The following is a 25,145-nucleotide window of genomic DNA, read 5'->3' as shown; positions in this document are numbered from 1 at the left end:
CCGTGTGAGCGTAGAACCGCGAGGTAGCCGTGACAATGGTTCGGACCGTATTCACGTACAAAGAAAGCGAAGCCCACCATGGATCTCGGCGTGCGCTGGAAACTGCACGGCGACGGGCGCACGCCCGCGCCCGGAGCGGTGGTACGCCCCGACGAACGGCTCTCCTGGCCGCGGACGGTCGGGCTCGGCGCCCAGCACGTGGTGGCCATGTTCGGCGCCTCCTTCGTGGCGCCCGTCCTGATGGGCCTGAACCCCAACCTCGCGATCATGATGTCCGGCGTCGCGACCGTGCTCTTCCTGCTGGCGACGCGCGGCCGGGTGCCCAGCTACCTGGGCTGTTCGCTGTCCTTCGTCGGGGTCACCGCCGTCATCCGCGCCCAGGGCGGCACCAGCGCCACCGTGACCGGCGCGGTCTTCGTGGTCGGCGCCGTGCTGTTCCTGATCGGGCTGGCCGTCCAGCGCTTCGGCGCCCGGATCATCCACGCCACGATGCCGCCGATCGTCACCGGCGCGGTCGTGATGCTGATCGGCTTCAACCTCGCGCCGGTCACCGCCTCCACCTACTGGCCGCAGGACCAGTGGACCGCCCTGCTGGTGATGGCGTTCACCGGTCTGGCCGTCGTCTGTCTGCGTGGTTTCTGGTCCCGCATCGCGATCTTCCTGGGCCTGGTCTTCGGGTACGCCCTCTCCTGGGTCCTCGACCGGATCTTCGGCAGGATCCACTCCGTGAGCCCGAGCGGCAAGGTCACCGACCACTGGCGCCTGGACCTCTCCGGCGTCGGCAAGGCCGACTGGATCGGGCTGCCGTCCTTCCACGGCCCGTCCTTCCAGTGGTCGGCGATCCTCGTCGCCCTGCCCGTCGTGATCGCCCTGGTCGCCGAGAACACCGGGCACGTCAAGGCGGTCGGCGAGATGACCGGCGACCCGCTCGACGACAAGCTGGGCACGGCGATCTCCGCCGACGGCGTCGCCTCGATGCTCTCCACCGCCGTGGGCGGCCCGCCCAACACCACCTACTCCGAGAACATCGGCGTGATGGCCGCGACCCGCGTCTACTCCACCGCCGCCTACTGGGCCGCCGCCGGCTTCGCGCTGCTCTTCGGCGTCTGCCCCAAGTTCGGCGCGATCGTGGCCGCGATCCCGGGCGGGGTCCTCGGCGGCATCACGGTCATCCTCTACGGCATGATCGGCCTGCTCGGCGCCCAGATCTGGCTGCACGCCAAGGTCGATCTGCGCAATCCGCTGAACCTGGTCCCGGCGGCGGCCGGCATCATCATCGGCGTCGGCAACGTCAGCATGAAGTTCACCGACACCTTCTCCCTCAGCGGCATCGCCCTCGGCACCCTGGTCGTCATCACCGGCTACCACGCCCTGCGCGCCATGGCCCCGGCCCACCTCAAGGGCCGGGAACCGCTCCTCGACGAGGGCACCAGCTCCTACGACGACACCCGGCCGTAGGCACACGGTCCCGCCCTCCCGGGCAGCGGGTCCGTTCCCCCGTTCCGGGGAAGCGCCGGGCACGTCGGCACGCGCGCCGGGCCGGAGCTGGGACCCTTCCCCCATGGCGCAGTTGCACCACCTCACCGCTCCGGTCGGCACTGTCGTCGCCCGGATGCGCGCCCTGGACGCGGCCCTGCCCGAGCGGGACGGCATCGCGGTCTTCAACCGTGTGTACCTCACCGTCACGGAGGAGGTCGAACGGCGCCTGGACGCGGGCCGGTTCACGGACCCCGGGGCCGCGGCCGCCCTCGACGTGCGGTTCGCCGAGCGCTATCTGACCGCCGTGGACGCGGAGGCGGAGGGCCGCCGACCCCCGGCCTGCTGGCGGCCGTTGTTCCAGTTCCGCCGCCATCCCGGGGTCCGCCCGCTGCAGTTCGCGGTGGCCGGCATCAACGCCCACATCGGGCACGACCTGGCGCTGGCCGTGGTGGACGCCTGCCGCACGCTCGGCTGCGAACCGGCCGATCTGGAGGACGAGTTCGACCGCGTGGGCGACCTGCTCGTCTCGCTGGAGGAACGCGTCCGCGAGGACCTGATGCCGGGTCCCGACCTGCTCCAGATCGCCGATCCGCTGACCCATCTGCTCGGTTCCTGGAGCCTGGAGCGGGCCCGGGACGCGACCTGGGCGGCGGCGCGGGCGCTGTGGGCGCTGCGCGGGTCCGGGGACCTGGCCGAGGAGTTCACCGAGCGGCTGGACGCGGCCGTGGGTCTGGCGGGCCGGCTGCTGCTCACGCCGCTGCGCGACTGAGGGATCCGATCCGGCCAACCTCGGCGGAGCCGTTCCCCACTCCACCGACCTGACGTTAATTTGATTGCGCAATCAATTACCAAGGAGCCCATGCCATGACGACCCGGCTCGGAATCGGTCTTCCGCAGAATCGGCAGTACGACCTCGGCAAGGACGTGCCCGACGTGGCACGGGCCGCCGAAGACATCGGATACGACAGCCTCTGGGTGTACGAACGGGCCCTGTTCCCGGAGCCCCAGACCCAGCCCCTGTACGACGTCCCGGGCCTGCCCTGGCCCGACGCCTACCGGGGCGTGGCCGAGCCGCTGGTCACGCTGACCCTGGCGGCGGCCGCCACCGAACGGGCCGAGCTGGGGACCGCCGTACTGGTGGCCCCGCTGCACATCCCCTTCCAGCTGGCCAAGTCCCTGGCCACGCTGGACGCGGCGAGCGGCGGCCGGGTGGTCGCGGGCCTCGGCAGCGGCTGGTCCCTGGACGAGTACGCGGCCCAAGGGGTCCGCCCGTTCGAGGAGCGCGGCAAGGTCATGGACGAGGTGTTCGAGGTGTGCCGGGCGGTGTGGGGCCCGGACCCGGTGGTCTACGAGGGCCGGATCACCAAGATCGCCTCGGCCGTCGTCGGGCCGAAGCCGGCCCGGCAGATCCCGATCCTGGTGCCCGCCAACACCCCCCGGGCGATGCGCCGACTCGTCGACCACGCCGACGGCTGGCTGCCGTCCGCCGACGGTCCCGAACAGGTGGCCGAAAGCTGGCGCCGGTTGCAGGATCTGGCCGCCGAGCGGGGCCGCACCAGGCCGCTGCGGACGGTCGTGCGCGTGAACCCCGAGTACACCGCGAAGCGGTTCGAGGGGCCGGACCGCCGGCCCTTCCAGGGCGATGTCGAGCAGATCGTCACCGATCTGATGGGGTACGCCGAGATCGGTCTCGACGAATTCCTGGTCGACCTCTCGTGGGCCGCACGGGACGCGGAGGAACTGAAGTCCGCGGCCGCCGAGATGTACTCGGCGGCCCGCGCGGCCGGTTTCTGACCGGCTCGCTCAGTCCTCGGGCAGCTCGACCGGCGCGATCTCGTCGTAGACGTCGCCGGGGCCGGGGTTGGCCGCGTCGGTCGCTCCGCCGAAGTGGTGCATGACGCCCCAGACCGCGTTCAGCGCGGTCTGGACGGCGCCCTCGGCCCAGCCGGCGGTCCAGGAGATGTCGTCGCCCGCGAGGAAGATGCCCCGCTTGTCCGCGGGCAGCCGGTCCTGCATGAAGTGCGTGAACAGGCGCCGCTGGTAGCGGTAGTGGCCGGGCAGGTTGGCCTTGAACGCGCCCATGAAGTAGGGCTCGTTCTCCCAGGAGACGGTCACCGGGTTGCCGATGATGTGCTTCCTGATGTCGACCTTCGGGTAGATCTCGCCGAGCGACTTCAGCATGACCTCCATCCGCTCGTGCGCGGACAGCGGCAGCCACTTCAGGCTGTCGTCGCACCAGGTGTAGGAGAGGCAGATCACGGCGGGCTTGTCCGGGCCGTCGTCGAGGAGGTAAGTCCCGCGCGTCATACGGTCGGTGAGCGTCATCGACATCACGTCCCGCCCGGTCGGATTTCCCCTGTCGTCGACGGCCTTGTCGAGCCAGAACGGCCGGTCGACCGGCACGAACAGCTTCGAGGACTCCATGTAGTGGGTGCGCTCGATCGCGGTCCAGTGGTCGATCGGGAAGAGCGAGTCGTCGCAGGCGATCTTGGAGAGCAGCATCCAGGACTGGGCGGTGAAGATCGCCGCCTGGTAGGTGCGGATGTCGCCGTCGGCGTCCGTCACCGTGATCCGGTTGCCGGTGGTGCGGTGCAGCCGGGTCACGGCCGGCCGGGGCTCGCCGTTCTCGTGCAGCGTCGCGAGCGACGTCCCGTACGCCCAGTGCACGATCTTCTCCGGCTCGCGCTCCCAGAGCCGCAGCGGCAGCTGCTGGGAGCCGCCGACGATGCCGCGGTGGTGGTCGTCGGCCTCGGTGTAGACGACCCGGAGGATCTCCAGGATGGAGTTGGGGAAGTCGGTGTCCCAGCCGCCCGTCCCGAAGCCGACCTGGCCGAAGATCTCGCGGTGCCGGAAGGACCTGAAGGCCTCGGAGTCGCAGAGGAAGCCGTAGAAGGTCTGGTTGTCGAGCTTCTCGACGAGCTTCGCCCAGATCTCGCGGATGCGCGGCACGTCCCGCTCGCGCATCGCGCGGTTCATGTCGGAGAAGTCGGCGCCCTCTTCGAGGCACTTGTTCCAGGCGGCGGCGACGTCCCGGTAGACCTGCGGGAGGTCGGCGGCCGTCTCGGCGTAGTGCGACTCGCCCTTGAGGTCGACGACGGTCGAAGGGGTCGCCTCCGCAAGGGGGTTGGGGAACGGGCGGGTCTCCAGGTCCACCAGGTCGATGTAGTGCTGGAGGGCGGTGGAGGAGGGCGGGAAGCGCATCGCGCCCATCTCGGCGGTCAGCGAGGGGTCGCAGCCCTCGAAGCCGACGGTCCGCAGCCGTCCACCGATCTTGTCGGCCTCGTAGACGACCGGCTTCAGGCCCATCTTCATCAGCTCGTACGCGGCCACGATGCCGGACAGGCCGCCGCCGATGACGGCGACCTCGGTGCCGTGCTCGGTCGCCGGGATCTGGCCGAGGCCCGCCGGGTGGGCGAGGAAGTCGTCGTAGGCGTAGGGGAAGTCCGGGCCGAACATGGTGATCGGCGGCTGCTGCTCGTCGGCGTGCTCGACGGCGTTGGGCACCGTGGACGTCATGGGGTACGGACTCCTTGCGAAACGCGAAAAGTGTGAGGAAGAGCGGGGGAAGGTCAGGCCAGGGACCCGTAGAGGCCGGGGCGGCGGTCCTTCAGGTACGGGTTCGCCTCGCGGGAGGCGGCGAGGAGGGCGGGGTCGAGGTCGCCGAGGACGAGTTCCTCGGCGCGGCCGGCGCGGGCGCGGGCGACCCCGTCGGGTCCGGCCAGCGCGGAGAGCCCGAAGAACTCGAACTCGCCTTCCTGGCCGACGCGGTTGGCATAGGCCACGTACATCTGGTTCTCCCAGGCCCGCACCGGGACCAGGGACTCGGCGACGATCTCGAACGGGTGCATGTTCGCCGTCGGGACGAGCAGCAGGTCGGTGCCGGCCAGGGCGTGGGCGCGGACCAGCTCCGGGAACTCCACGTCGTAGCAGATCATGATCCCGACGGTGAGGCCGTTCAGCTCCGCCTGGACTACCGGCTGGTCGCCCGGGGTGAAGTGGTCCCGTTCGAAGCCGCCGAAGAGGTGGGACTTGCGGTAGTTCGCGAGCCGGGTGCCGTCGGCGGAGATCAGCTGGGCGGAGTTGTGGACGCGGTCGCCGTCGCGCTCCGGGTAGCCGTAGGTGATCGCCAGGCCGTGCCGGTGGGCCAGCTCGGCGACGGCGTCCGCGCTGTCGCCGTCGGCGGGCTCGGCGAGGCGGACGATGTCGTCGCCGATCGCGTAGCCGGTGAGAAACATCTCGGGGGCGACGAGCAGCGCGGCGCCCGCGGCGGCGGCCCGGCCGGCGGCCTCGTCGAGCACCTTGAGGTTCTCGACGGTGGAGCCGGGACGGCCGGAGCTCTGGAGCAGGGCGGTGCGCATGCGGGTCCTCACCGGGTACGGAAGGAGGTCTGGGGGTCACTTAGACCGTACGGTCGGCGGGCCGGACCGGACAAGGAGGAGCCGTTGCGCGTGGCCGCGCGGTTCGTTGCGTGAGACCGGGGTCCGGTGGCGATTCGTTGCGCGGGGTCACAGCTCCCGCAGCCGCTCCACGATCACCTTCAGCAGCTCGGGGTCGGCGGCGGGCCCCGTCGGCTCCACCCGGCGCGGCTCCTCGATGCCGACCAGGCCGGCCTCGGCGAGATCGGCGAGCAGCACGCGTACGACCGTGAGCGGCAGGTCGGCGTCCGCGGCGAGCTCGACGACGGGGCGCGCCCCGCGGCGCAGCAGGGCGAGCAGCGCGGCGCGGGCGTGGTCGACCTCCGGCCGGCCCGCTTCCGCCTCCAGGGCCGTGACCCGGGACATCAGATCGATGGTGTGCTTGCCGGACGGCTCGGTACGGCCTCGGGTGACGGTGTAGGGGCGGACCAGGGAGCCGGTCTCGTCCTCGTACCAGTGCTCGTCGCTCACCGGAGGGTCAGGGGGCCGAGCGTGCGGCGGCGTCGAGGTGCCGGCCGAGGCGGCGGACGAGCAGGGCCATCTCGTGGGCCAGCTGGCCGACGTCGGTGCGGACGTCGCTGAGCACGGCGAGCCGGCTGCCGTGTCCGGCCGGCATGACGAAGAGGTAGGCGTCGTCGAGCATCACCATGGTCTGCCGCACCTCCCCGGCGCCGAACCGGTCCCCCGCCGAGCGGGCCAGGCTGTGGAAGCCGGAGCAGACGGCCGCGAGGTGCTCGATGTCCCGCCGCCGCATCCCCTCGGAGTGGCTGAGCGGCAGCCCGTCGGCGGTGAGCAGCACGGCCTGCCGGACGTGATCGGTCCGGGCGACGAGGTCGTCGAGAAGCCAGCCGAGGTCGCTGCCGGGCCGGGCGGACGGCCCGGCGCCGACGGCCGGGGTGGGACCGGAGCCGGGGGCGGCCGCGGAACCGGAGCCCGGGGCGGCCTTGGTGCCGGGCGGCTGGGGCTGGTCGTCACTGGTCATCGTCGGCACGGGTCCCTTTCTCGGTGTGGTCCGGCTCCTCGGGGCCGGTCGGCAGTCCTCTGCGCCCCCGGTCCAGGCCGCGCTGGAAGGCTCCGAAGACCGCCCGCATCTCGTCGGCGTCCAGGTCACGCGCCTCGCCGGAAGCCCGCTCCGTGCGCAGCTCGGGGGCGAGGGACGCCTGGCGGGTGCGGGTGGGCAGGGTCGGGGGCGGGGGCGGTTCCGTGCCGGGAGCGGAGGTCTCGGACCGCCCCGGCCCGGACGGCGACAGCACACCGACCGCCGACGCGGGCCGGTGACCGTGGTCCTCCGCCGACGACGATCGTCCTCGTTCCTCGGCGGACGACGGCCGTCCTCCTCGCTCGCCGTCCCGTCGGCCGCCCTCCGGCTCCACCTCGGCCAGCACCGTCCCCGGCAGCAGTACCACCGCCGTCGTCCCGCCGTACGGCGACTCCCGCAGGGTCACCCCGATGCCGTGCCGGGCGGCCAGGCGGCCCACGACGTAGAGACCGAGGCGGTCGTGGCGGGTCGGGTCGAAGGCGTCGGGGTCGGTGAGGGTGCGGCGGGCCTCGGAGAGCTGGTCCGCGTCGAGGCCGAGGCCCCGGTCGTCGATCTCCAGGGTGAAACCGTGGCCGACCCGGCCGGTGCGCAGGGTGACCTGGGTGTGCGGCGGCGAGAACACCGTGGCGTTCTCCAGGAGCTCGGCGAGCAGGTGCACGACATCGGCGACGGCGTCCGCCGCCACGCCCACCTCGGGCATCGGCGGCACCACGACCCGCGGGTAGTCCTCGATCTCGCCGACCGCCGAGGACACCACGTCGGCGATCGGCACGGGCCGCCGCCAGCGCCGTCCGGGGGTCGCGCCGGAGAGGATGATCAGGCTCTCCGCGTGCCGGCGCATCCGGGTGGTGAGGTGGTCGATGCGGAACAGCTCGCCCAGGACGGCGGGGTCGTCGGTGCGCCGTTCCAGTGTGTCGACGAGTTTCAGCTGGCGGTGGACGAGCGCCTGGTTGCGGCGGGCGATGTTGAGGAGCACCGCGAACAGGCCCCGGCGCAGCGTGGCCTGCTTGATCGCGGCCTCGACGGCGGCCAGCCGCGCCCGGTTGAACGACCGGCCGACGTCCCCGATCTCGTCGTCCCCGGCCTCCCGGGCGGCCAGCGGCGGCGCCTCGGTGACGGCGTCCACGTCCTCACCGGCGCTCAGCCGCTCCATGAGGGCGGGCAGTTGGCGTGCGGTCAGCAGGTCGGCCGCGTCCCGCAGGATCTCCAGGCGGCGCGAGATGCGGCGTGCCCCGCGGACCGCGAACCACAGCGACAGGCCCACCGCCGCGAGCCCGGCCGCGCCGACGACGGCCGCCTTGGCCAGCTCCCGGTAGGCGAAGGCCCGGCCACGGGCGGCGGAGTTCTCGGCGGAGTGCGTGCACAGCAGCATGTACTGCTTGACGGCCCGGTCGGTGGTCGACCGCCAGGTGTCCGCGGCGACGGCGGCACCGGCCCGGTCCGCGCCCGCCCGCAGCAGCGCGTCCTCGCCGCGCACCAGCGAGCGGTACAGCGCGCCGCGCTGGAACGTCTCGAACAGTGCCCGCGAGTCCGACGGCAGGTCGGGGACGTAGGTCCGCTGGAAGACCCGCCGGTCCTCGATGGTCGAGGTGAGGGTGTCGTACTGCCCGTCGGTGAGCCGTCCGGCGGCCCGCGCCCCGGCGACCAGGGCGTCCTCGCGCGAGACGAACTCGCGTACCCGCACCAGCTCGACGACGACCTGGGACTCCCGGGCCAGCTGTCCGGCCTGGAGCGCGGTGAGGGTGGACTCGACGTCGAAACCGGGCTCCACCAGGGCGCTGTAGCCGGCGACGGCGCCGTCCCAGGAGATCTTCCGGGACAGCACCTGCCCGCGCAGCTGCTCCAGCCTGCCGGTGGCGGTGACCATCGCGTCGAGTGCCTGGCGCTGCCGGTCGCTGAGGCGCCCGCGGTCGCCGTCCCGGATCGCGTCCCGCATGGCGTCCACCGCCCGGTCGGTGCGCCGTTGCTGGGCGAGCAGGCCGGCGGCGGTCGCCGGGTCCGGGCGGGCGCCCAGGTAGGCCGCCGACAGCCGCCGTTCGATCTGGATCTGCCCGACGGCGGTGTCGACGGGGGTGCCGAAGTCGTCGTACACCCCCTGGAGCCGGATCAGCGCGCGTAGCTCGCCGGTGACGGACACCATGGCGAAGCTCCACAGGGCCGTCAGCGCGACGACCGGGGCAAGCGCGAGCGCCACGATCCGCGTGCGGACAGTGGTGGGTCGGCCGGGCCAGCGCATGGGTTACCTACCGGTGTTACCTGTCAGTAAGGGGGGAGGCCCGCACAACTTACGGGATCGTCACCCCGACCGCAATGGTTGCCCCGGGTAACCCCTGGTTACGGCTCGACGGCGAACGTGGTGACGACGGCCGCGTGGTCGGACGGCCAGTCGTTGCCCGCCACTTCGGGCCAGGGCGCCGGGGTGCCGGTGATCCAGGTCCTGGAGTCGAGTACGCGCAGCCCCCTGTGCAGCACGTAGTCGATCCGGTCCTGCGGTTCGGGCCGCCCGCTGCCGTCCTCGTGGACGGGGTGGATCGGCGACCAGGTGTGGCCGGGCGCGGCGGCCGGGTCCGGGTGCGCCTCGCGGTAGGAGTCGCGGAACCCCGCGTCCTCGGCGGCCCTGGTCACCGGCCACCCGACCGCCGGCCAGTCCAGGTGGGACGGGCAGTTGAAGTCCCCCACGAGCACCACGGGTACGTCCGGGTCCCCGATCCGCCGCAGGGCCTCCCCCATCTGCCCGAGCCGCACCTCCTCGTGGGCGATCAGCTGGTCGGCGCCGAGCCCGTCGAAGTGGAACTCGTAGGGCCCGTACGGCGTGTAGTGCAGGTGCGCGGTCCAGATCTCGACCTCGCGGCCGGGGCGGACCGCGATCCGCACCCCGGCGGCGCCGTAGAAGCCGACGTCCGGGTCGCCGAGGCGGGCGGTGACCGGGAAGCGGCTGATGATCCCGAGGTTCTCGCCCGCCGTGTGGTGGTGCCAGCCGAGGGCCTCGGCGAGTTCCCGCGCGCCGGTCCCGGCGGTCTCCTGGAGGCCGACGACGTCCGCGCCCGCGTCCATGATCGCCTTGACCTGCTTGGCCCGGTGGTCGTCGACCGGGCTGCCGCCGAGCCACAGGTTCCAGGACATCACCCGCAGTTCCGGTACGGCCATGTCGCTCAGCTCCTTCGGGGTGACCCCGACCAGCGTGTCACGGACGGTCCGGCCGGGCGCGCCGCCGATCGGGGCGAGCGAAGGCACGGCCAGGACGGCGCATCCGGCGGCCTCGGCGGAGGCGACCCCCGTCTCGGTGTCCTCGACGGCCACGCAGGCGGCCGGGTCGACGCCGAGGGCGCGGCAGGCGGCCAGGTAGGGGTCGGGGGCGGGCTTGGTGCGGCCGGTGTCGTCGGCGGTGACGGAGGCGGCGAACCGGCCGGGGCCGAGGGCGTCGAGGACGAGGTCGGCGACCGCGCGTGGGGACGCGGTGACCAGGGCGGTGGGGACGTCGGCCGCGGCCAGCGCGTCCAGCAGGTCGAGGGCGCCGGGGCGGGGCACGATGCCGGTGCGGACACGGTCCGCGAACTCCCGGTGCAGCCCGGCCGCGAGCGCCGCGGCCGGCCGGCCCGTCCCGGCGGCGAGCCAGCCGGCGGTGTGCTCCACCGGCCGGCCGAGCACCTCCGGCTCGTCGGCCTCGGTGAGCGGCCGCCCGGCGACCTGTTCCACCGCCTCCCACCACAGTCGCTCGGTGTCGACGAGCGTGCCGTCCATGTCGAACAGGACGGCCTGGAGCGGGAGTCGTGGGTGGGGGGTCACGTTGTTGTCATTCCTCACTGATGGCTGGTGAATGCACTACCGGCTTGTGGGTGCACTACTGACGTGTGGATGCGTTACTTCCGGGCGCGTTCCGCCACGAGCACCGGCCGCTCGGGCAGGGACACGCTCACCGCGGATCCGGCACCCAGCTCGGCGGCCTCGTGGGCGGGCAGGTCGGCCTTGGCCTCGGTGCCGTCGGCGAGCCGTACGGTGACCCGGACGACCGCCCCCAGGAAGGCGGTGGCGACGACGGTGGCCGTACCGGCGCCGTCCACGCGCACCTGGACCGCCTCGGGACGCACGAGCACGTCGACCTCGCCCGCGCCCGGCGCCTGTCCGTCGACCGGCAGCCGCTGCCCGAGCACCTCGACGGTGTCGTCCTCGACCGTCCCCGGAATCCGGCTCATCGTGCCGACGAACTCGGCGACGAAGGCGGTGGCCGGACGGCCGTACAGCTCGGCGGGTTCGGCGCACTGTTCGAGCCGCCCGGCGCGCATCACGGCGACCCGGTCAGCGACGGAGAGCGCCTCCTCCTGATCGTGCGTCACGAACAGGGTGGTGATGCCGAGTTCCTGCTGGAGCCGGCGGATCTCCTCGCGGAGGCTGAGCCGGACCTTGGCGTCAAGGGCGGACAGCGGTTCGTCCAGCAGAAGCACGCGGGGGCGAAGGGCGAGGGCCCGGGCGAGCGCGATGCGCTGCTGCTGGCCGCCGGAGAGCTGGTGCGGGAACCGCTCCCCCTTGTCGCCGAGCCCGACAAGGTCCAGCAACTCGGCGGCCCGCGCCCGCCGTTCGCTCGTGCGCACCTTGCGCATCCGCAGCCCGAAGGCCACGTTGTCGACGGCGTTGAGATGCGGGAAGAGGCTGTACGACTGGAAGACCATCCCGGCGTCACGGCGATGGGCCGGGACGTGGGTGACGTCCTCGCCGTCCACCAGGACGGCGCCGGAGTCGGGGTGTTCGAACCCGGCGAGCATGCGCAGCGCGGTGGTCTTGCCGCAGCCGGACGGGCCGAGCAGAGCCAGGAACTCCCCCGGCTGTACGGTCAGGTCGAGTCCGTCGAGGGCGACGGTGGCGCCGAACTCGCGCCGCAGCGACCGGAATTCGACGGTCGCGGCCTTCTCAAGGGTGGCGGTGGTCATGGTGTGTCATCCCCGGGAGGAAGCGGTTCGGTCACGGCCGCCGGCACCGGCGAGCGCGAGGAGCAGGGCCCAGGTCACCAGGAGACTGAGCACGGAGACGGCGACGGACATCTGGGCCTGGGAGCCGCCGACGTTGTAGATCCACACGGCGAACGGCTCGAAGCCGAGCAGCCGGGCGACGGTGAACTCGCCGAGCACCAGCGCCAGCGTGAGGAAGGCCGCGTTGAGCAGCGCCCCGCGCAGGTTGGGCAGCACGGCCCGGACCAGCGCCTGCGGCCACGAAGCCCCGCAGCTGCGGGCGGCCTCGACGAGGGTGCGCACGTCGATCGCGCGCAGCCCGGCGTCCAGCGCCCGGTACACGAAGGGGAGCGCCATCACGACGTAGGCGAGGACCAGGACGACCGGGAAGGTCGGGTTCTGGATGGCGACGAACGTCTCGAACAGCGGGGTCCGGGAAAGGTAGTCCGGCCCCCACTTGAGCACACTCGCGATGCCGGCGACGAACGCGATCGGCGGCACCACCAGCGGCAGCGAGCAGACGATCTCGACGACCGGGCGCAGCCTGGGCGCGCTGAGCCGCAGGGCGACCACGGCCGGCACCATCAGCAGCAGCACGACGGCGATGGTGGCGACGGCCAGTTCCAGCGAGAGCAGCAGGCTGGACGCGAACCCGTCGGCGGACAGGATCTGGGAGTAGGCGTCGAAGGTGACGCCCTGGCCGGGCACGTCGACCGTGAAGACGACGGAGGCGCCCAGCGGGACCAGGAAGTAGAGGGCGGCGAGGCCGAGGACGGCCCAGCGCCAGGGGGTCAGGCGTCGAGCCATCGGGCGCTCCGTCGTTGCAGGGGCAGGTACACGGCCATCACCACGCCCGCCACCAGCACCATGTCCAGGCTCAGCGCGAGGGCCACGTTCTCCTGGCCGACCAGGACGTTGCCGGAGAGGGCGTCGGCGATCTGGAGGGTGACCAGCGGGACCGCGCTGCCGACCATCGCGGCGGCGGTGGCGTAGGCCGCGAAGGCGCTGCCGAAGAGCAGCACGAACCCGCCGAGCAGCGAGGGCGCGAGCACCGGCAAGGCCACGAACCGCCAGTACTGCACCCCGGTGGCGCCGTTGTTGAGCGCGGCCTCCCGCCACTGGGCCCGCAGTCCGTCCAGGGCCGGGGTGATGGTGAGGACCATCAGCGGGATCAGGAAGTACAGATAGACCAGTACGAGCCCCCAGAAGCTGTACAGGTTCCAGCCGTGGTCCGCGAGATGCAGGTGCACGGTGAGCACACCGGCGTTGCCGAGGGTCGCGACGAACGCGAACGCCAGCGGCACACCGCCGAAGTTGGCGAGCACGCCGGAGGCGGTGAGCACGGCCTCGCGCAGCGCCCGGGAGCGCGAGCTGACGACGGCCTGCGCGAGCGGCAGCCCGAGGACGGCGGCGATGACGGCGGAGAGCGCGGACAGCTTCACGCTGCCGACGAGGGCGGTGAGGTACGGCCCCTGGAGCGAGTCGCTGAGATTGCTCGCGGTGTACGAGGACACCCCGCTCGCCGGGTCCTTGACCGTGAAGGCGCCGTTCAGCATGGCCACGGCCGGCAGCCCGAAGGCGACGGCCGTGAAGGCGAGGAGCGGGACGACGGCGAGCCAGCCGGGGGCGCGGCGCCGCCGCTTCTGGGAAGCGGCGGACGCCACGTCGGCCCGCGTGAGCGTGGCCGTCATCCGGAGACGGCCTTCGACCAGCCCGTCGACAGGACCGTCTTGGCCTTGTCCTGCTGGGCCTCGGTCGGGAAGGTGGGCGTGCCGGTGACCGCGGGCAGCTTCGCGGCGGCGGTCTTGTCCAGCGTGCCGGCCTTGTCCATGGAGCTCATCAGGACCGGACGCGCGTACCCCTTGAGCCACAGGTTCTGGCCCTCGGTGCTGTACAGGTACTCCTGCCACAGGCGGGCGGCCGCCGGGTGCGGGGCGTCCTTGTTGATGGCCTGGGAGTAGTACTGGGCGTACTGGCCGTCGGTCGGGATGGACACCTTCCAGTCCACGCCCTTGGACTTGAACTCGTCGGCGTAACCGGCGTTCAGGTAGTCCCAGTCGATGGAGATGGGCGTCTCGCCCTTCTCGACGGTGGCCGGGGTGGACTCGACCGGCGTGTAGTTGCCGTTCTTCTTCAGCTTGGCGAAGAAGTCGAGGCCGGGCTGGATGTCGTCGAAGGAGCCCTTGTTGGCGAGCGCGGCCGCGTACACGCCGCCGAAGGCCGAACCGGACTTGGTCGGGTTGCCGTTGAGGGCGACCTGGCCCTTGTACTGCGGCTTGAGCAGGTCGGCGAAGGTGGTCGGGCAGGTCTTGACCCGCTTCGCGTCGCAGCCGATGGAGATGTAGCCGCCGTAGTCGTTGTACCAGCGGGCCTGCGGGTCCGCCTGGCCCGTGGGGATGTCGGAGTACGAGGTCACCTTGTACGGCGCGAGCAGGCCCTGCTGGGCGGCGCTGAGCGCGAACGACGAGCCGAGGTCGAGGACGTCGGGCGCCCGGTCCTGACCCTTGCGCGAGGTCACGGCGTTGATCTCGTCCTGGCTGGAGCCGTCGGGGCTCTCGTCCTCGATCTTGATGCCGTACTTCTTCTGGAAGCCGTCGATGATGGCGCCGTAGTTCGCCCAGTCGCGGGGCACGGCGATGATGTGCAGCGTGCCCTCCTTCTTGGCGGCGGCGATCAGCTTGTCCATGCCGCCGAGGTCGGCGGCGGAGGTGGCGGTGGCGGCGTTCTTGCCGTCGGAGGTGGTGGACGACGCGTTGTCGGGGGCGGCGCCGCAGGCGCTGAGGGCAAGCGCGGCTACGGCGGCGAGGGAGCCGCCGAGGAGGGCGGTTCTCGGCAGGGACACGGTCACGGTCTCTCCAGGGAGTACGCACGAGGGTGGGTGGCGCTGTGGGCGGCGCCGGGCAAACTTGTCTGAACAAGTTGGCCCTAGTACGCCCGGCGCGAATGACCTGTTCATGAACGACGACAGAACACCAGCCCCTGATTCCCTGCACAGTCATGGCTGACACGAATCACCTGGGAACGTCGATTAGGCTGGTCACGCTGTGCACAGCGGCCTACTCAGAGGGGAAGTATGACGGCGCGACACGAGGAGATCGCCGACGAGCTGCGGCGCGCCATCGACCGCGAGGAGTACACCGTCGGCAGTCGACTGCCCCCGGAGACGGAGCTCGCCGCGGAGTACGGCGTCTCCCGCGGCACGGTCCGCCAGGCGGTCGCCGCGCTCACCGCCGAGGGGCTGATCGGCTCCCGCCAGGGCGCCCGCCGGGTGGTCCTCGCCAGCCGCCGCAGCCAGAGCTTCGCGGAGCTGCGCAGCTTCGCCCAGTGGGCGAAGGCGATGGGCCGCGAGGCGACGGGACACGTGGTGTCCCAGGAGCACCGGCCGGCTACCCAGGAGGACGCCGTTCGCCTCCAACTGCCCTTCGGTACGCCCGTGTTGCACGTGCTCCGGGTCCGCGGTCTGGACGGCGAGCCGGTGTTGCTGGAGCGCACGGTGTACGCGGACTGGATCTCCGCGGCGGTCGAGGCGATAGAGCCTGACTGCCCATCGGTCACGCAACGCCTGTACGAGGACAAGGGGTTGGTCTTCGCGTACGGCGAGCACGTCATAGACGCGGTGGCGGCGGGGGCACAGGACGCCGAGCTGCTCGGCATCCGCCGCACGAGCCCGCTGCTGCGGGTGCGGCGCGTGACGACCACGCGGGAGGGCCGGCCGGTGGAGTGGTCGGACGACCGCTATCGCTCGGACGCGGTGAGTTTTAGTGTGCACAATTCGATCGGGAACAACGCCCTGGCCCGCAAGACGGCGGACTGACGCGCGCCGAAGCTCCCGAGGGGGATCGCATGGGTGACGTCCGGAGCGTGCCGCTGCCGTACGTGGACACGCACACGACCGTCGTCCCGGCCGGCGCGGACGCCGTCTGGCAGTCGGTCGGCGACGTCGTGGGCCGGTCCTTCGCCGGACGCCCCGGGGCCGCCTACGCCCGGCTCGTCGGTGTCGCCGACCGCACGGCGTCCGGTCCGCGTCCGCTGACGGTGGGCGCGGCGGTCCGCGGTTTCCGTGTGACGTCGGCGGATCCGGAGCGGGAGCTGGTCCTCACGGGACGCCACCGCTTCTCGGCGTACACCCTGACGTTCCGTCTGGAGCCGGACAGCCCGGGCCGCACGCGCGTGAGCGCCGAGACCCGGGCCGTGTTTCCGGGTCCCGCCGGAAGGCTGTACCGGTTGCTGGTGATCGACAGCGGTGCCCACGCGGCCCTCATGCGCCGCATGCTGGCCGCGATCGGCCGCGGTGCCGTCTGACGGCCTACCCGGGCGCCCCCGAGGAGAACCGCCGCAGCAGCGGGGACAGCACCAGCACCGACTTGGTCCGCTCCACGAACGGCTCCCCCGCGATCCGCTCCAGGACCCTCTCGAAGTGCCGCATGTCGGAGGCGAAGACCTGCACGACCGCGTCGGCCTCACCGGTGACCGTCGACGCGGCCACCACCTCCTGATAGCGCTCCAGGCCCCGCTGGATGGTCTCCGGGGACGTGTTGCGCCGGCAGTAGATCTCGACGAATCCCTCGGTCTCCCAGCCGAGGGCCGCCGGGTCGACCCGTACGGTGAATCCGGTGATCGCTCCGGTGGCGCGCAGCCGGTCCACACGCCGTTTGACGGCAGGCGCGGACAGGCCGACCAGTTGCCCGATGTCCGCGTAGGAGCGGCGGGCGTCCTCGGCGAGGGCGTGCACGATGCGTTCGTCGAGATCGTTCAGCAAGGGGTCGTTCAGCTCTCAGGTGGTGCAAGACGGGACCGGCGGTAGCCGTACACGAAGTAGAACACGAGCCCGACGGCCGTCCGGACTCCGAAGACCACCCAGGTGACGGCCACAACGCACCCGCATCCGAAAACGGCGCCGCCGGCGAAGCGCCTAGCTCCAGCTGGCGTGCAGCGGCTTCCCCTCCGCATACCCGGCCGCACTCTGGATCCCCACGATCGCCTTCTCGGCGAACTCCTCCAGCGACCCGGCACCGGCATAGGTGCAGGACGACCGCACCCCCGCGATGATCGAGTCGATCAGGTCCTCCACCCCGGGCCGGGCCGGGTCGAGGAACATCCGGGACGTGGAGATGCCCTCCTCGAAGAGCGCCTTGCGGGCCCGGTCGTAGGCCGACTCCTCCGACGTGCGGTTGCGCACCGCCCGCGCGGAGGCCATGCCGAACGACTCCTTGTACAGCCGCCCGTCGGCGTCCTGCTGGAGGTCGCCAGGCGACTCGTACGTGCCCGCGAACCAGGAGCCGACCATCACGTTGGCCGCACCGGCGGCCAGCGCCATGGCGACGTCACGGGGGTGCCGGACACCGCCGTCGGCCCAGACGTGCTTGCCGTACTTCCGCGCCTCGGCGGCGCACTCCAGGACCGCCGAGAACTGCGGCCGGCCGACGCCGGTCATCATGCGGGTGGTGCACATGGCGCCGGGGCCCACACCGACCTTGATGATGTCCGCGCCTGCGTCGACGAGGTCCTTGACGCCCTCGGCGGAGACGATGTTGCCGGCCGCGATCGGGACCTGCGGGTCCAGGCCGCGGACCAGCTTGATCGCGCTGAGCATCGACTCCTGGTGGCCGTGCGCGGTGTCGATGACGAGCGTGTCGACGCCCGCGTCGAGCAGCTGCTTCGCCTTGTCCGCGAAGTCGCCGTTGATGCCGACGGCGGCGGCGATCCGCAGCCTGCCGTGCGCGTCGGTCGCCGGGGTGTACAGGGTGGCGCGCAGGGCGCCCTTGCGGGTGAGGATGCCGGCGAGCTTGCCGTCCCGGTCGACCGCGGGGGCGTACCGGCGGTTGGCGCCGTCCAGCTTGTTGAAGGCCTCGCGGGGGTCGATGTCCGCGTCGAGGAGCAGCAGGTCGCGGGACATGACCTCGGCGAGCTGGGTGAAGCGGTCGACGCCGGTGAGGTCCCGGTCGGTGACGACGCCCACCGGGCGGCCGTCCTCGTCGACGACGACACCGGCGTTGTGCGCCCGCTTCGGCAGCAGGGCCAGCGCGTCGGCGACGGTCTGGTGCGGGGCGAGCACGATCGGGGTGTCGAGCACCAGGTGGCGGCTCTTGACCCAGGTGATGACATCGGTGACCACGTCGATCGGGATGTCCTGCGGGATCACGACGAGTCCGCCCCGCCGGGCCACCGTCTCGGCCATCCGCCGGCCCGCGATCGCGGTCATGTTGGCGACGACCAGCGGGATGGTGGTGCCCGTGCCGTCCGGCGAGCCGAGGTCCACGCCCTGACGCGAGCCGACCGCGGAACGGCTCGGCACCATGAAGACGTCGTCGTACGTCAGGTCGTACGCGGGCTGGATGTCATTGAGGAAACGCACGTGCCGCACATCCCAGTCGATCAGAGGTGACCCCCGGACCGGCCGGCCAGAGGGAAAAGCACGTACTTCATTCTCCCATGCCGACCGGCACGTCATGCCCGGGACGAACGTCCAGGCAGGTCAGAGCCCGTTTGGACGAACCTACAGGGGCACCGGTGAGGTCACCGAAGGGCAAGGGCGACGGTCAGTGCGGGTTCGTCGGCGGACGCGTCGGTGAACACCTGCCGGGCGGTCTCCCACTCGTCCGGTCTGCTCCGCGCGTAACCCTGCCAGCCGGTGACGACGATCAGGAGCCCGCGGTCGACGGCCTCCGGTGGCCACACCGAGGGGTCGCGCAGGCTGTCGGTGAGGGCGTCCCAGTTGCGCCCGAACCAGTCGGGCAGGTCCAGGGCGGAGGCGGTCCGGTCCATGAGGCCGGCCTTGTCGGTGACCCCGGCGAGGTCGAGCGTGACCAGATGCGGGCTCGTCGTCATGTCAGTGCCGTCCGAGTGAGGTGGCGGGGGCGGTCTGTTCGGCCAGCCAGGACGCCGCCGAACGGGGCCAGGTCGAGGCCTCTCCCGCGCCGTGGGCGAGGCCCAGGCTGTGCGGGCCGTGCGGGTAGACGTGCACGGTGTGGGGCACGTCGTGGGCGGCCAGGGCGGTGGCCAGGCGGTAGGTGTGCTCGGGCCACACGTACGGGTCCTCGGCCGTGTGCCAGAGGAAGAACGGGGGCGCCGACGGGGTCACCAGCGCGTCGAGCGAGGTGGCCCGGCGCAGCTCCGGCGAGGCGTCCTCGCCCAGCAGGACGATCCGGGACGGCCGGTAGGTCTCGGTCTCCATCGAGGTGATCGCGTAACCGAGCACGGCGAACTGCACCGACGTCCGGACGTCGTGGTCCTCGGCCAGGGCCGCCAGACCCGCGAGATGCCCGCCCGCCGAGAACCCCACGAGCCCGATCCGGTCGGCCCCTGCGGCGCGCAGGCGCCGGATCTCGGCGCGCAGCGCTTCGAGGGGGACCGGATGCCGGACCCCGAGGGGGTACCGGAAGACGCTCGCCTCGATGCCCAGCCCCAGCCCGGTGAGCCACTCGGCCACCGGCTCGGCCTCGTGCTCGGCGTACTGCACGTAGCCGCCGCCCGGCAGCACGATCACATGCGTGGACATCGGTCTCACCGTCCTCTCTCGCCGGCTCCAGGGAGCGCGGGCAGGTCGTCCAGGAAGTCGTCGGACGGCACGAAGAAGAGTGTGCCGGTGACCGCGGTGGAGAAGTCGAGGATCCGGTCATGGGTGGCGTCCTCGGTGCCGAGGAACATGTTGCCCAGCATCTGCTCGATGACGTCCGGCGTCCGGGCGTATCCGATGAAGTAGGTGCCGAACTCGCCGCCGCCGGGGCTGCCGAAGGGCATGTTGTCCCGCAGGATCTGCTGTTCCTCGCCGTCCGGTCCGGTGATCGTGTTCAGGTCCACGTGGGAGGCCGGCTCCTCCAGTTCGAGGTTGGTGGCCTTCGTGCGGCCGATGATCCGCTCCTGCGTCTCGACGGGCAGCGCGTTCCAGGCGTCGAGGTCGTGGAGGTACTTCTGCACGACCACGTAGCTGCCGCCGGCATGACCGGGGTCCTCGGCGCCGATCAGGACGGCCCTGCGGGCGGCTGCGCCGACCGGGTTCTCGGTGCCGTCGACGAAGCCCAGCAGGTCGCGCGCGTCCAGGTACTTGAAGCCCGGCACCTCGTCCTCGACGGTCACCGCGTCGCGCAGCCGGTGCATGATCTCGGCGGCCAGTCCGAAGCACAGGTCGAACCGGGTGGCCCTGATGTGCAGCAGGAGGTCGCCGGGGGTGGCGACCGCGGTGTGCCGGGGACCTTCCAGCGGCCGGAAGGGGTGCAGGCCCGCCGGGCGCGCGTGGTCGAACAGGCGGTCCCAGGCGGCGGAGCCGACCCCCGCCACACAGCTCAGCGCGGCGTCCGGCGACCCGAACCCGAAACTGCGCTGCAGCGCGCGGAGATCGCCCAGCACCTCCCGTGCCGTGACCTCGCCGCCGGGGCGGACGGTGAGCACCAGGAAGATCGCGGCGGTGGTCAACGGACCGAGCACCGGCTGCGGTTCGGCTCCCGGCACGGACTGGGGTTCAGTGGTCAACGCGTCCTCCCGATGCGATCGGCACACGGTCTGTCGTACACATACTCGGGGTTGACGGCGTTCAGTGGATGAAGACGCTCCACGCGACGGCGTTGAGACTGTCGGAAGACATGCCCGTCGCGGCATCACATGAACAGGTGAGAACGGTGGCCCGGCTCACAGGGCGCGCAGGAAGTCCCCGACGTGGCGGGCGACCAGGTCCGGTGCCTCCAGCGGGGACAGGTGGCCCACGCGTCCAGTTCGACGAGGGTCGCGGTGGGGAGGAGGCCGGCCGGTCAGCACCTGGTCGAGGCTCGCCCGATGGACTCCGCGTCGTCGTAGGCGTGCGAGAGACGGCCCCCTCCTCACCTCCGCCGGGGTGACCGCCGGCATCGACCTGTCCCCCTACCTGGTCCGCAAGGCCTCGGCACGGCCGTCGCCGACGAGATCGCCCGGGAGCTGGTCGCCGCACCGCACCGTCGGCACCACGCCCACCGCGTACCGCCGCGCGTTCCGCGAGCCCCGCGCCGCCGCCTGACCGCGCGGTTCGTGCCCGGAAATTTTCGAGAAATCCTTCGTTCCGCGGAATAGACAGACCTGTCTATGGGGTTGACCAGGCCAGATAGACAGACCGGTCTACTCATCAAGACCTCCGAACCGACGCTCTTCGGCCCCGTCCCCGCGAAGGATCTCCGATGAACCACCTCGCACCGCACGAGCGAACCGAGCGCACCGAGCGCGTGACGGCAGCGCGCAGGCCGATCCCGCCGCGCGCGGCGTTCTACGTACTCGCCTCCGTCGTCGTCTCCTTCCTCGCCGCCTCCAGCGCGCCCACCCCGCTCTACGCGACCTACCAGGCCGAATGGGGATTCACCCCGATCACCACCACGGTCGTCTTCGGCGTCTACGCGATCGCCGTCCTCTCCGGCCTGCTCGTCCTCGGCAAGCTGTCCGACCACGTCGGCCGCCGCCCGGTCCTGATCACCGCGATCGCCGCCCAGGCCGCCGCGATGCTGATCTTCTCCACCGCAGGGGGCGTCGGCGAACTGCTCCTCGCCCGCGTCGTGCAGGGTCTGTCGACCGGCGCCGCGCTCGGCGCGGTCGGCGCCGCGATGATGGACATCAACCGCTCCCGCGGCACGCTGGCGAACGCCTTCGCCCCCGGCCTCGGCACCGCCACGGGCTCACTGGCCAGCGGTCTCGTCGTGCAGTACCTGCCCGCCCCCACCCACACGATCTACCTCGGCCTGCTGGCCGTGTTCGCCGCCCAGGCCGTCGCCATCGCCCTGATCGACGAGACCGTCACCAAGGCGCCGGGCGCCCTGGCCAGCCTGGTGCCCGAGATCAAGCTCCCGCGCGCGGTCCGTGGCGCGATCCTCGCGGCGGCACCCGTCATCTTCGCCGTCTGGGCTCTCGCCGGGTTCTACGGCTCCCTCGGCCCCGCCCTGGTCCGCACCCTGGTCGGCTCCACCTCCGCAGTCTGGGGCGGCCTGGGCCTCTTCGTCCTCGCGTTCGTCGCGGCCGCCTCGGTCCTCGCGCTGCGCAAGGCGCAGTCCACGACCGTGATGTACACCGGCATCGGCGCGCTCGTCGCCGGGGTCGCCCTGACCCTGATCGCCGTGGATCTGAGCGCCCCGGCGCTGTTCTTCGTCGGCACGGCCGTCGCGGGCCTCGGCTTCGGCAGCGGGTTCCAGGGCGGCATCCGCACCGTGCTGCCGCTGGCCGAGCCCCACGAGAGCTCGGGGGTGCTGTCCCTGCTGTTCGTCGTCTCCTACCTCGGCATGGGCGTCCCCTCGGTCGCCGCCGGCGTGCTGGTCGTGCACGGGGGCGGGCTGGTCCCGACCTCCGAGGAGTACGGCGCGGTGGTCATCGCTCTGGCGCTGCTGGCCCTGGCCGCCCTGCTGCTGCGCGGCAGGCCCCAGACCGCACCGGGGGTGAAGGTGGCGTCCGGCGGCCCGCAGACGGTGCCGGTCCGGGCGGACCAGCCCGAGCGCGTCACGCAGGCACGATGACCGAGCGGAGATGACTGAGTAGACCGGTCTGGTCAGCCATAGACTCGAAGTCTGGAAGTGTCGGGAAGGTGAGTGGCATGACGAAGACGTTGCCCGCTGCCAAGGCCCCCACCGCCCGGGAGCGGCTGCTCTCGGCCGCGAACGAGCTGTTCTACGCGGAGGGCGTGCAGTCGGTCGGGATCGACCGGATCATCGAGCGCGCCGGGGTCGCCAAGGCCTCGCTGTACAACACCTTCGGCGGCAAGGAACAGCTCATCCGCGCCTACCTCGACTCCCGGCACGCCAGGCTGACCGAGCGGCTGCTGCGCGCCGTCGACGCCGCCGGCACCCCGCGGGACAGACTGCTGGCCGTCTTCGACGCGCAGGCCGAACTCTTCGCCGAGCAGGACTACCACGGGTGCGCGTTCATGGCGGCGAGCGCCGAGGCCAAGCACGGCAGCGCCATCGAGGAGGCCTCGGACGTCTCCCGCGCCTGGGTCAGGGCCCTGTTCACCGGCCTCGCCCGGGACGCCGGCGCCCCGGATCCCGAGGCGCTCGGCCGCCGCCTGCACCTGCTGTACGACGGGGGTGGGGTGTCCGCGCGGATGGACCGCGACCCGTCGGTGGGTGCGGTCGCCCGGGAGGCGGCGGCCATCCTGATCGACGCGGCACTGCCGGCCGGGTCCTGAAAGCCCCCGCTGCGGGGCCGCTCGTCCGCCGCGGCAGCGTTGTCACTCCGGCTGCCGCGGCGCTGTCATGGTCCCGGTCAGGGACCGTCCGGGTCCGCGCGGTTCAGGGCGGGCTTGGGGGTGGTGCCCGCCGTCATCAGGTAGTCGGCGGCCGAGGTGTCGGTGACGAGGCTGGTGACCAGCCCCGACCGCAGCACCGCGTCGATCGCGGCCGCCTTGCGCTGCCCGCCCGCGATCGCGACGACCTCCGGGATACGGCGCAACTGGTCGGCCTTGACCGTGATGCACCGTTCCCCCAGGTCGCGTCCGACCCGGCGGCCCTCGGCGTCGAAGAGGTGCGCGGCCATCTCGGCGGCGACGCCCAGTGTGGCGTAGTGCCCGCGCTCCTCGTCGCTGAGCATGTCGTGCACCGTGGAGATGCCGGGCTCCCAGGAGCCGATGGAGACACAGGCGACCGTGACCTTGTCGAAGTACTCGAAGGCCCGGGCGATCCCGGTCTGGTTGCGCAGCGCCGCCGCGGTGGCCGCGTCCGGCAGCAGCATCGGCGCGTAGATGGGGTGCGCGTCGCCGCCCGACACCTGCGCGGCGCGCCGGACGGCCTCGACCGAGCCGCGCTCGGAGGTCCCGGCGTCGTACACACCCGTCAACTGCACCACCGTGCACGGCGGCAGCCGGTCGAGCGCCGCCGCCATGTGGATGGTGGACCGGCCCCAGGCGAGGCCGAGCACATCTCCCTCGTTGACGAGTTCGCCGAGCAGGTCCGCGGCGACCTCGCCGAGGTTCTCGGGGTCGGGGGTCTCCTCCGCCTCGGCCGGGGACTCGACCACGACGGCATGCCGCAGGCCGTACCGGGCACGGAGCGCGTCCGAGCGCTCGGCGTCCAGTTCGGCCGGTACGCGGATCTCGATGCGTACGAGATCCCTTTCGAGGGCAGTCTCCAGTACCCGGGCCACCTTGAAGCGGCTGACGCCGAACTCCTCAGCGATCTGGATCTTGGACTTGCCCTCGAGGTAGAAGCGGCGGGCCATGGCCGCCGCCTGCACCAGCTCTGCGGGTCCCATCCGCATGGCTGACCGGCCCGCCGACATACCCGACACGGCCATCTCCTCACTGCTGTTCACACTCTGGATACGCCGTTCATCCTTGCAGATCCGGCGCAGTTGATCAGCCCTGATCGGAGCCGTTCACGTTCCCGTACCTCAGTGGTCGCACGCCCACGACGCGGCGGCCGTGGCCGTCTCCGCCTGGGTGCGTAGTGCACGTACCGCCGCTGCCGGGTCGTTTGCCCCGTACACCGCCGAACCTGCCACAAAAACGTCGGCTCCGGCGTCCGCGCACCGTTCGATCGTCGACGCGGAAACTCCACCGTCGACCTGGAGCCACAGCTCCAGTCCGTGCTTGCTGATCAACTCCCGGGTGCGGCGGATCTTCGGCAGCATGATGTCGAGGAACGCCTGGCCGCCGAAGCCCGGCTCCACCGTCATGATCAGCAGCATGTCCAGCTCGGGAAGCAGGTCCTCGTACGGCTCGATGGGCGTCGCGGGCTTGACCGCCATGGCGGCACGGGCGCCCTTCGCCCGGATCTCCCGCGCGAGTCGCACGGGCGCGGCGGCCGCCTCCACATGGAAGGTGACGGAGGAGGCACCCGCCTCGACGTACTGCGGCGCCCACCGATCAGGGGCCTCGATCATCAGGTGGCAGTCCAGCGGGGTGTCCGTAGCACGCGCCAGGGACTCTACGACCGGCACACCGAGCGTGAGGTTCGGGACGAAGTGGTTGTCCATGACGTCGACGTGGAGCCAGTCGGCGCCTTCGACCGCCTTCGCCTCGTCCGCGAGGCGGGCGAAGTCGGCGGAGAGGATGCTGGGGTTGATCTGCACGGCCATGCCCCAAGCGTGCCATGCCCTGACGGGGTGGGCCGAATGGGGTTCGGGGTGGGTGCGCTTGTGGGTCCCGTGCGGGTGGGTGGGGGTTGCTCGCGCAGTTCCTCCCCCAGCCTTCGGCCGGGGGTACCCCCAGCGCCCCTTTCGGGGCGCTGCAGTCGCGTCAGCCACAGAGCTGCGGGCAATCGTGCCGCAGGGCGGCACGGGTGGGCGATGGGGGTCCCCCCGCTCGAGCGAAGCCGAGAGTGGGGGAGGCAC

The 25,145-nt window shown here is 72.0% G+C and carries 25 protein-coding genes; 8 read left to right on the top strand and 17 right to left on the bottom strand.

Going from position 1 to position 25,145, the window contains the following annotated elements; translation table 11 throughout:
• Window positions 1-78: 78 nt before the first annotated feature.
• The 3 genes from ABT137_RS08780 (at window position 79) to ABT137_RS08770 (ending at window position 3,273) form a co-directional block, all read left to right on the top strand.
• Entirely contained in the window at window positions 79-1,458 is a 1,380-nt protein-coding gene (locus ABT137_RS08780) for a uracil-xanthine permease family protein (protein WP_351704628.1), read from the top strand.
• 103 nt (window positions 1,459-1,561) lie between these two features.
• Entirely contained in the window at window positions 1,562-2,248 is a 687-nt protein-coding gene (locus ABT137_RS08775) for a DUF5995 family protein (protein WP_351704625.1), read from the top strand.
• A 95-nt stretch (window positions 2,249-2,343) separates the two neighbouring features.
• Complete coding sequence (locus ABT137_RS08770) at window positions 2,344-3,273, top strand: LLM class F420-dependent oxidoreductase (RefSeq protein WP_351704622.1); 930 nt, start codon at window positions 2,344-2,346, stop codon at window positions 3,271-3,273.
• A 9-nt stretch (window positions 3,274-3,282) separates the two neighbouring features.
• On the opposite strand, the gene ABT137_RS08765 is transcribed toward ABT137_RS08770, so the two are convergent.
• From ABT137_RS08765 to ABT137_RS08720, 10 genes are all read right to left on the bottom strand, one after another.
• A complete protein-coding gene (locus ABT137_RS08765; protein ID WP_351704619.1) occupies window positions 3,283-4,995 on the bottom strand; it encodes a flavin monoamine oxidase family protein in 1,713 nt (570 codons plus the stop codon).
• A 53-nt stretch (window positions 4,996-5,048) separates the two neighbouring features.
• Window positions 5,049-5,837, bottom strand: coding sequence for a carbon-nitrogen hydrolase family protein (locus ABT137_RS08760; protein WP_351704616.1), 789 nt, complete (start codon window positions 5,835-5,837; stop codon window positions 5,049-5,051).
• A gap of 147 nt (window positions 5,838-5,984) precedes the next feature.
• The gene (locus ABT137_RS08755) at window positions 5,985-6,365 is read right to left on the bottom strand and encodes a DUF742 domain-containing protein (RefSeq protein WP_351704613.1); all 381 of its coding nucleotides are present in this window, start codon (window positions 6,363-6,365) and stop codon (window positions 5,985-5,987) included.
• Between the two features lie 7 nt (window positions 6,366-6,372).
• Window positions 6,373-6,876: a roadblock/LC7 domain-containing protein gene (locus ABT137_RS08750; protein WP_351704610.1), complete on the bottom strand. Its 504-nt coding sequence runs from the start codon at window positions 6,874-6,876 to the stop codon at window positions 6,373-6,375.
• Window positions 6,866-9,127, bottom strand: a complete 2,262-nt coding sequence (locus tag ABT137_RS08745; protein WP_351704607.1) for a sensor histidine kinase — start codon at window positions 9,125-9,127, stop codon at window positions 6,866-6,868. Before ABT137_RS08745 ends, ABT137_RS08750 begins: the two co-directional genes overlap by 11 nt.
• 140 nt (window positions 9,128-9,267) lie before the next feature.
• The gene (locus ABT137_RS08740) at window positions 9,268-10,719 is read right to left on the bottom strand and encodes an HAD-IA family hydrolase (protein ID WP_351704604.1); all 1,452 of its coding nucleotides are present in this window, start codon (window positions 10,717-10,719) and stop codon (window positions 9,268-9,270) included.
• A gap of 74 nt (window positions 10,720-10,793) precedes the next feature.
• Window positions 10,794-11,858 carry an ABC transporter ATP-binding protein gene (locus tag ABT137_RS08735; protein ID WP_351704601.1) on the bottom strand — a complete coding sequence of 355 codons (1,065 nt, stop codon included), beginning with the start codon at window positions 11,856-11,858 and terminating at the stop codon, window positions 10,794-10,796.
• 6 nt (window positions 11,859-11,864) lie between these two features.
• Window positions 11,865-12,683, bottom strand: a complete 819-nt coding sequence (locus ABT137_RS08730) for an ABC transporter permease (RefSeq protein ID WP_351704598.1) — start codon at window positions 12,681-12,683, stop codon at window positions 11,865-11,867.
• A complete protein-coding gene (locus ABT137_RS08725) occupies window positions 12,668-13,567 on the bottom strand; it encodes an ABC transporter permease (RefSeq protein WP_351704595.1) in 900 nt (299 codons plus the stop codon). The genes ABT137_RS08730 and ABT137_RS08725 overlap by 16 nt, the downstream gene beginning before the upstream one ends.
• Window positions 13,564-14,724, bottom strand: a complete 1,161-nt coding sequence (locus ABT137_RS08720; RefSeq protein WP_351704592.1) for an ABC transporter substrate-binding protein — start codon at window positions 14,722-14,724, stop codon at window positions 13,564-13,566. Before ABT137_RS08720 ends, ABT137_RS08725 begins: the two co-directional genes overlap by 4 nt.
• 225 nt (window positions 14,725-14,949) lie before the next feature.
• On the opposite strand from ABT137_RS08720, the gene ABT137_RS08715 reads away from it, so the two are divergent.
• Both ABT137_RS08715 and ABT137_RS08710 read left to right on the top strand, forming a co-directional pair.
• Window positions 14,950-15,690, top strand: coding sequence for a GntR family transcriptional regulator (locus tag ABT137_RS08715; RefSeq protein ID WP_351704589.1), 741 nt, complete (start codon window positions 14,950-14,952; stop codon window positions 15,688-15,690).
• 29 nt (window positions 15,691-15,719) lie between these two features.
• A complete protein-coding gene (locus ABT137_RS08710) occupies window positions 15,720-16,178 on the top strand; it encodes an SRPBCC family protein (RefSeq protein WP_351704586.1) in 459 nt (152 codons plus the stop codon).
• Between the two features lie 4 nt (window positions 16,179-16,182).
• On the opposite strand, the gene ABT137_RS08705 is transcribed toward ABT137_RS08710, so the two are convergent.
• From ABT137_RS08705 to ABT137_RS08685, 5 genes are all read right to left on the bottom strand, one after another.
• Window positions 16,183-16,635 carry an Lrp/AsnC family transcriptional regulator gene (locus tag ABT137_RS08705; RefSeq protein ID WP_046726552.1) on the bottom strand — a complete coding sequence of 151 codons (453 nt, stop codon included), beginning with the start codon at window positions 16,633-16,635 and terminating at the stop codon, window positions 16,183-16,185.
• A gap of 153 nt (window positions 16,636-16,788) precedes the next feature.
• Window positions 16,789-18,231 carry a GuaB1 family IMP dehydrogenase-related protein gene (locus ABT137_RS08700; protein WP_351704583.1) on the bottom strand — a complete coding sequence of 481 codons (1,443 nt, stop codon included), beginning with the start codon at window positions 18,229-18,231 and terminating at the stop codon, window positions 16,789-16,791.
• Window positions 18,232-18,392: 161 nt separating this feature from the next.
• Window positions 18,393-18,704: a barstar family protein gene (locus ABT137_RS08695; protein ID WP_351704580.1), complete on the bottom strand. Its 312-nt coding sequence runs from the start codon at window positions 18,702-18,704 to the stop codon at window positions 18,393-18,395.
• A 1-nt stretch (window position 18,705) separates the two neighbouring features.
• The gene (locus ABT137_RS08690) at window positions 18,706-19,374 is read right to left on the bottom strand and encodes an alpha/beta hydrolase (protein WP_351704577.1); all 669 of its coding nucleotides are present in this window, start codon (window positions 19,372-19,374) and stop codon (window positions 18,706-18,708) included.
• Window positions 19,375-19,379: 5 nt separating this feature from the next.
• Window positions 19,380-20,345 (bottom strand): Dyp-type peroxidase, encoded by a 966-nt coding sequence (locus ABT137_RS08685; RefSeq protein ID WP_351704574.1) that lies wholly within the window; start codon window positions 20,343-20,345, stop codon window positions 19,380-19,382.
• A gap of 358 nt (window positions 20,346-20,703) precedes the next feature.
• On the opposite strand from ABT137_RS08685, the gene ABT137_RS08680 reads away from it, so the two are divergent.
• The 3 genes from ABT137_RS08680 (at window position 20,704) to ABT137_RS08670 (ending at window position 23,004) form a co-directional block, all read left to right on the top strand.
• The gene (locus tag ABT137_RS08680; protein WP_351704572.1) at window positions 20,704-20,862 is read left to right on the top strand and encodes a hypothetical protein; all 159 of its coding nucleotides are present in this window, start codon (window positions 20,704-20,706) and stop codon (window positions 20,860-20,862) included.
• Window positions 20,863-21,019: 157 nt separating this feature from the next.
• The gene (locus ABT137_RS08675) at window positions 21,020-22,336 is read left to right on the top strand and encodes an MFS transporter (RefSeq protein WP_351704570.1); all 1,317 of its coding nucleotides are present in this window, start codon (window positions 21,020-21,022) and stop codon (window positions 22,334-22,336) included.
• Window positions 22,337-22,413: 77 nt separating this feature from the next.
• Window positions 22,414-23,004: a TetR/AcrR family transcriptional regulator gene (locus tag ABT137_RS08670; RefSeq protein ID WP_351704568.1), complete on the top strand. Its 591-nt coding sequence runs from the start codon at window positions 22,414-22,416 to the stop codon at window positions 23,002-23,004.
• 77 nt (window positions 23,005-23,081) lie between these two features.
• On the opposite strand, the gene ABT137_RS08665 is transcribed toward ABT137_RS08670, so the two are convergent.
• Together ABT137_RS08665 and rpe are read right to left on the bottom strand one after the other, a co-directional pair.
• Window positions 23,082-24,125, bottom strand: a complete 1,044-nt coding sequence (locus ABT137_RS08665; RefSeq protein ID WP_351704565.1) for a sugar-binding transcriptional regulator — start codon at window positions 24,123-24,125, stop codon at window positions 23,082-23,084.
• 78 nt (window positions 24,126-24,203) lie between these two features.
• Window positions 24,204-24,890 (bottom strand): ribulose-phosphate 3-epimerase, encoded by a 687-nt coding sequence (rpe, locus tag ABT137_RS08660; RefSeq protein ID WP_351704562.1) that lies wholly within the window; start codon window positions 24,888-24,890, stop codon window positions 24,204-24,206.
• Window positions 24,891-25,145: the final 255 nt, after the last annotated feature.

The sequence above is a fragment of the Streptomyces sp. NPDC001980 genome, from assembly GCF_040296885.1.
In the GTDB taxonomy this organism is placed as follows: Bacteria; Actinomycetota; Actinomycetes; order Streptomycetales; family Streptomycetaceae; genus Streptomyces.
Note: the sequence above shows the minus strand (reverse complement) of the source record. Positions and strands in the feature narration are given on the sequence as shown.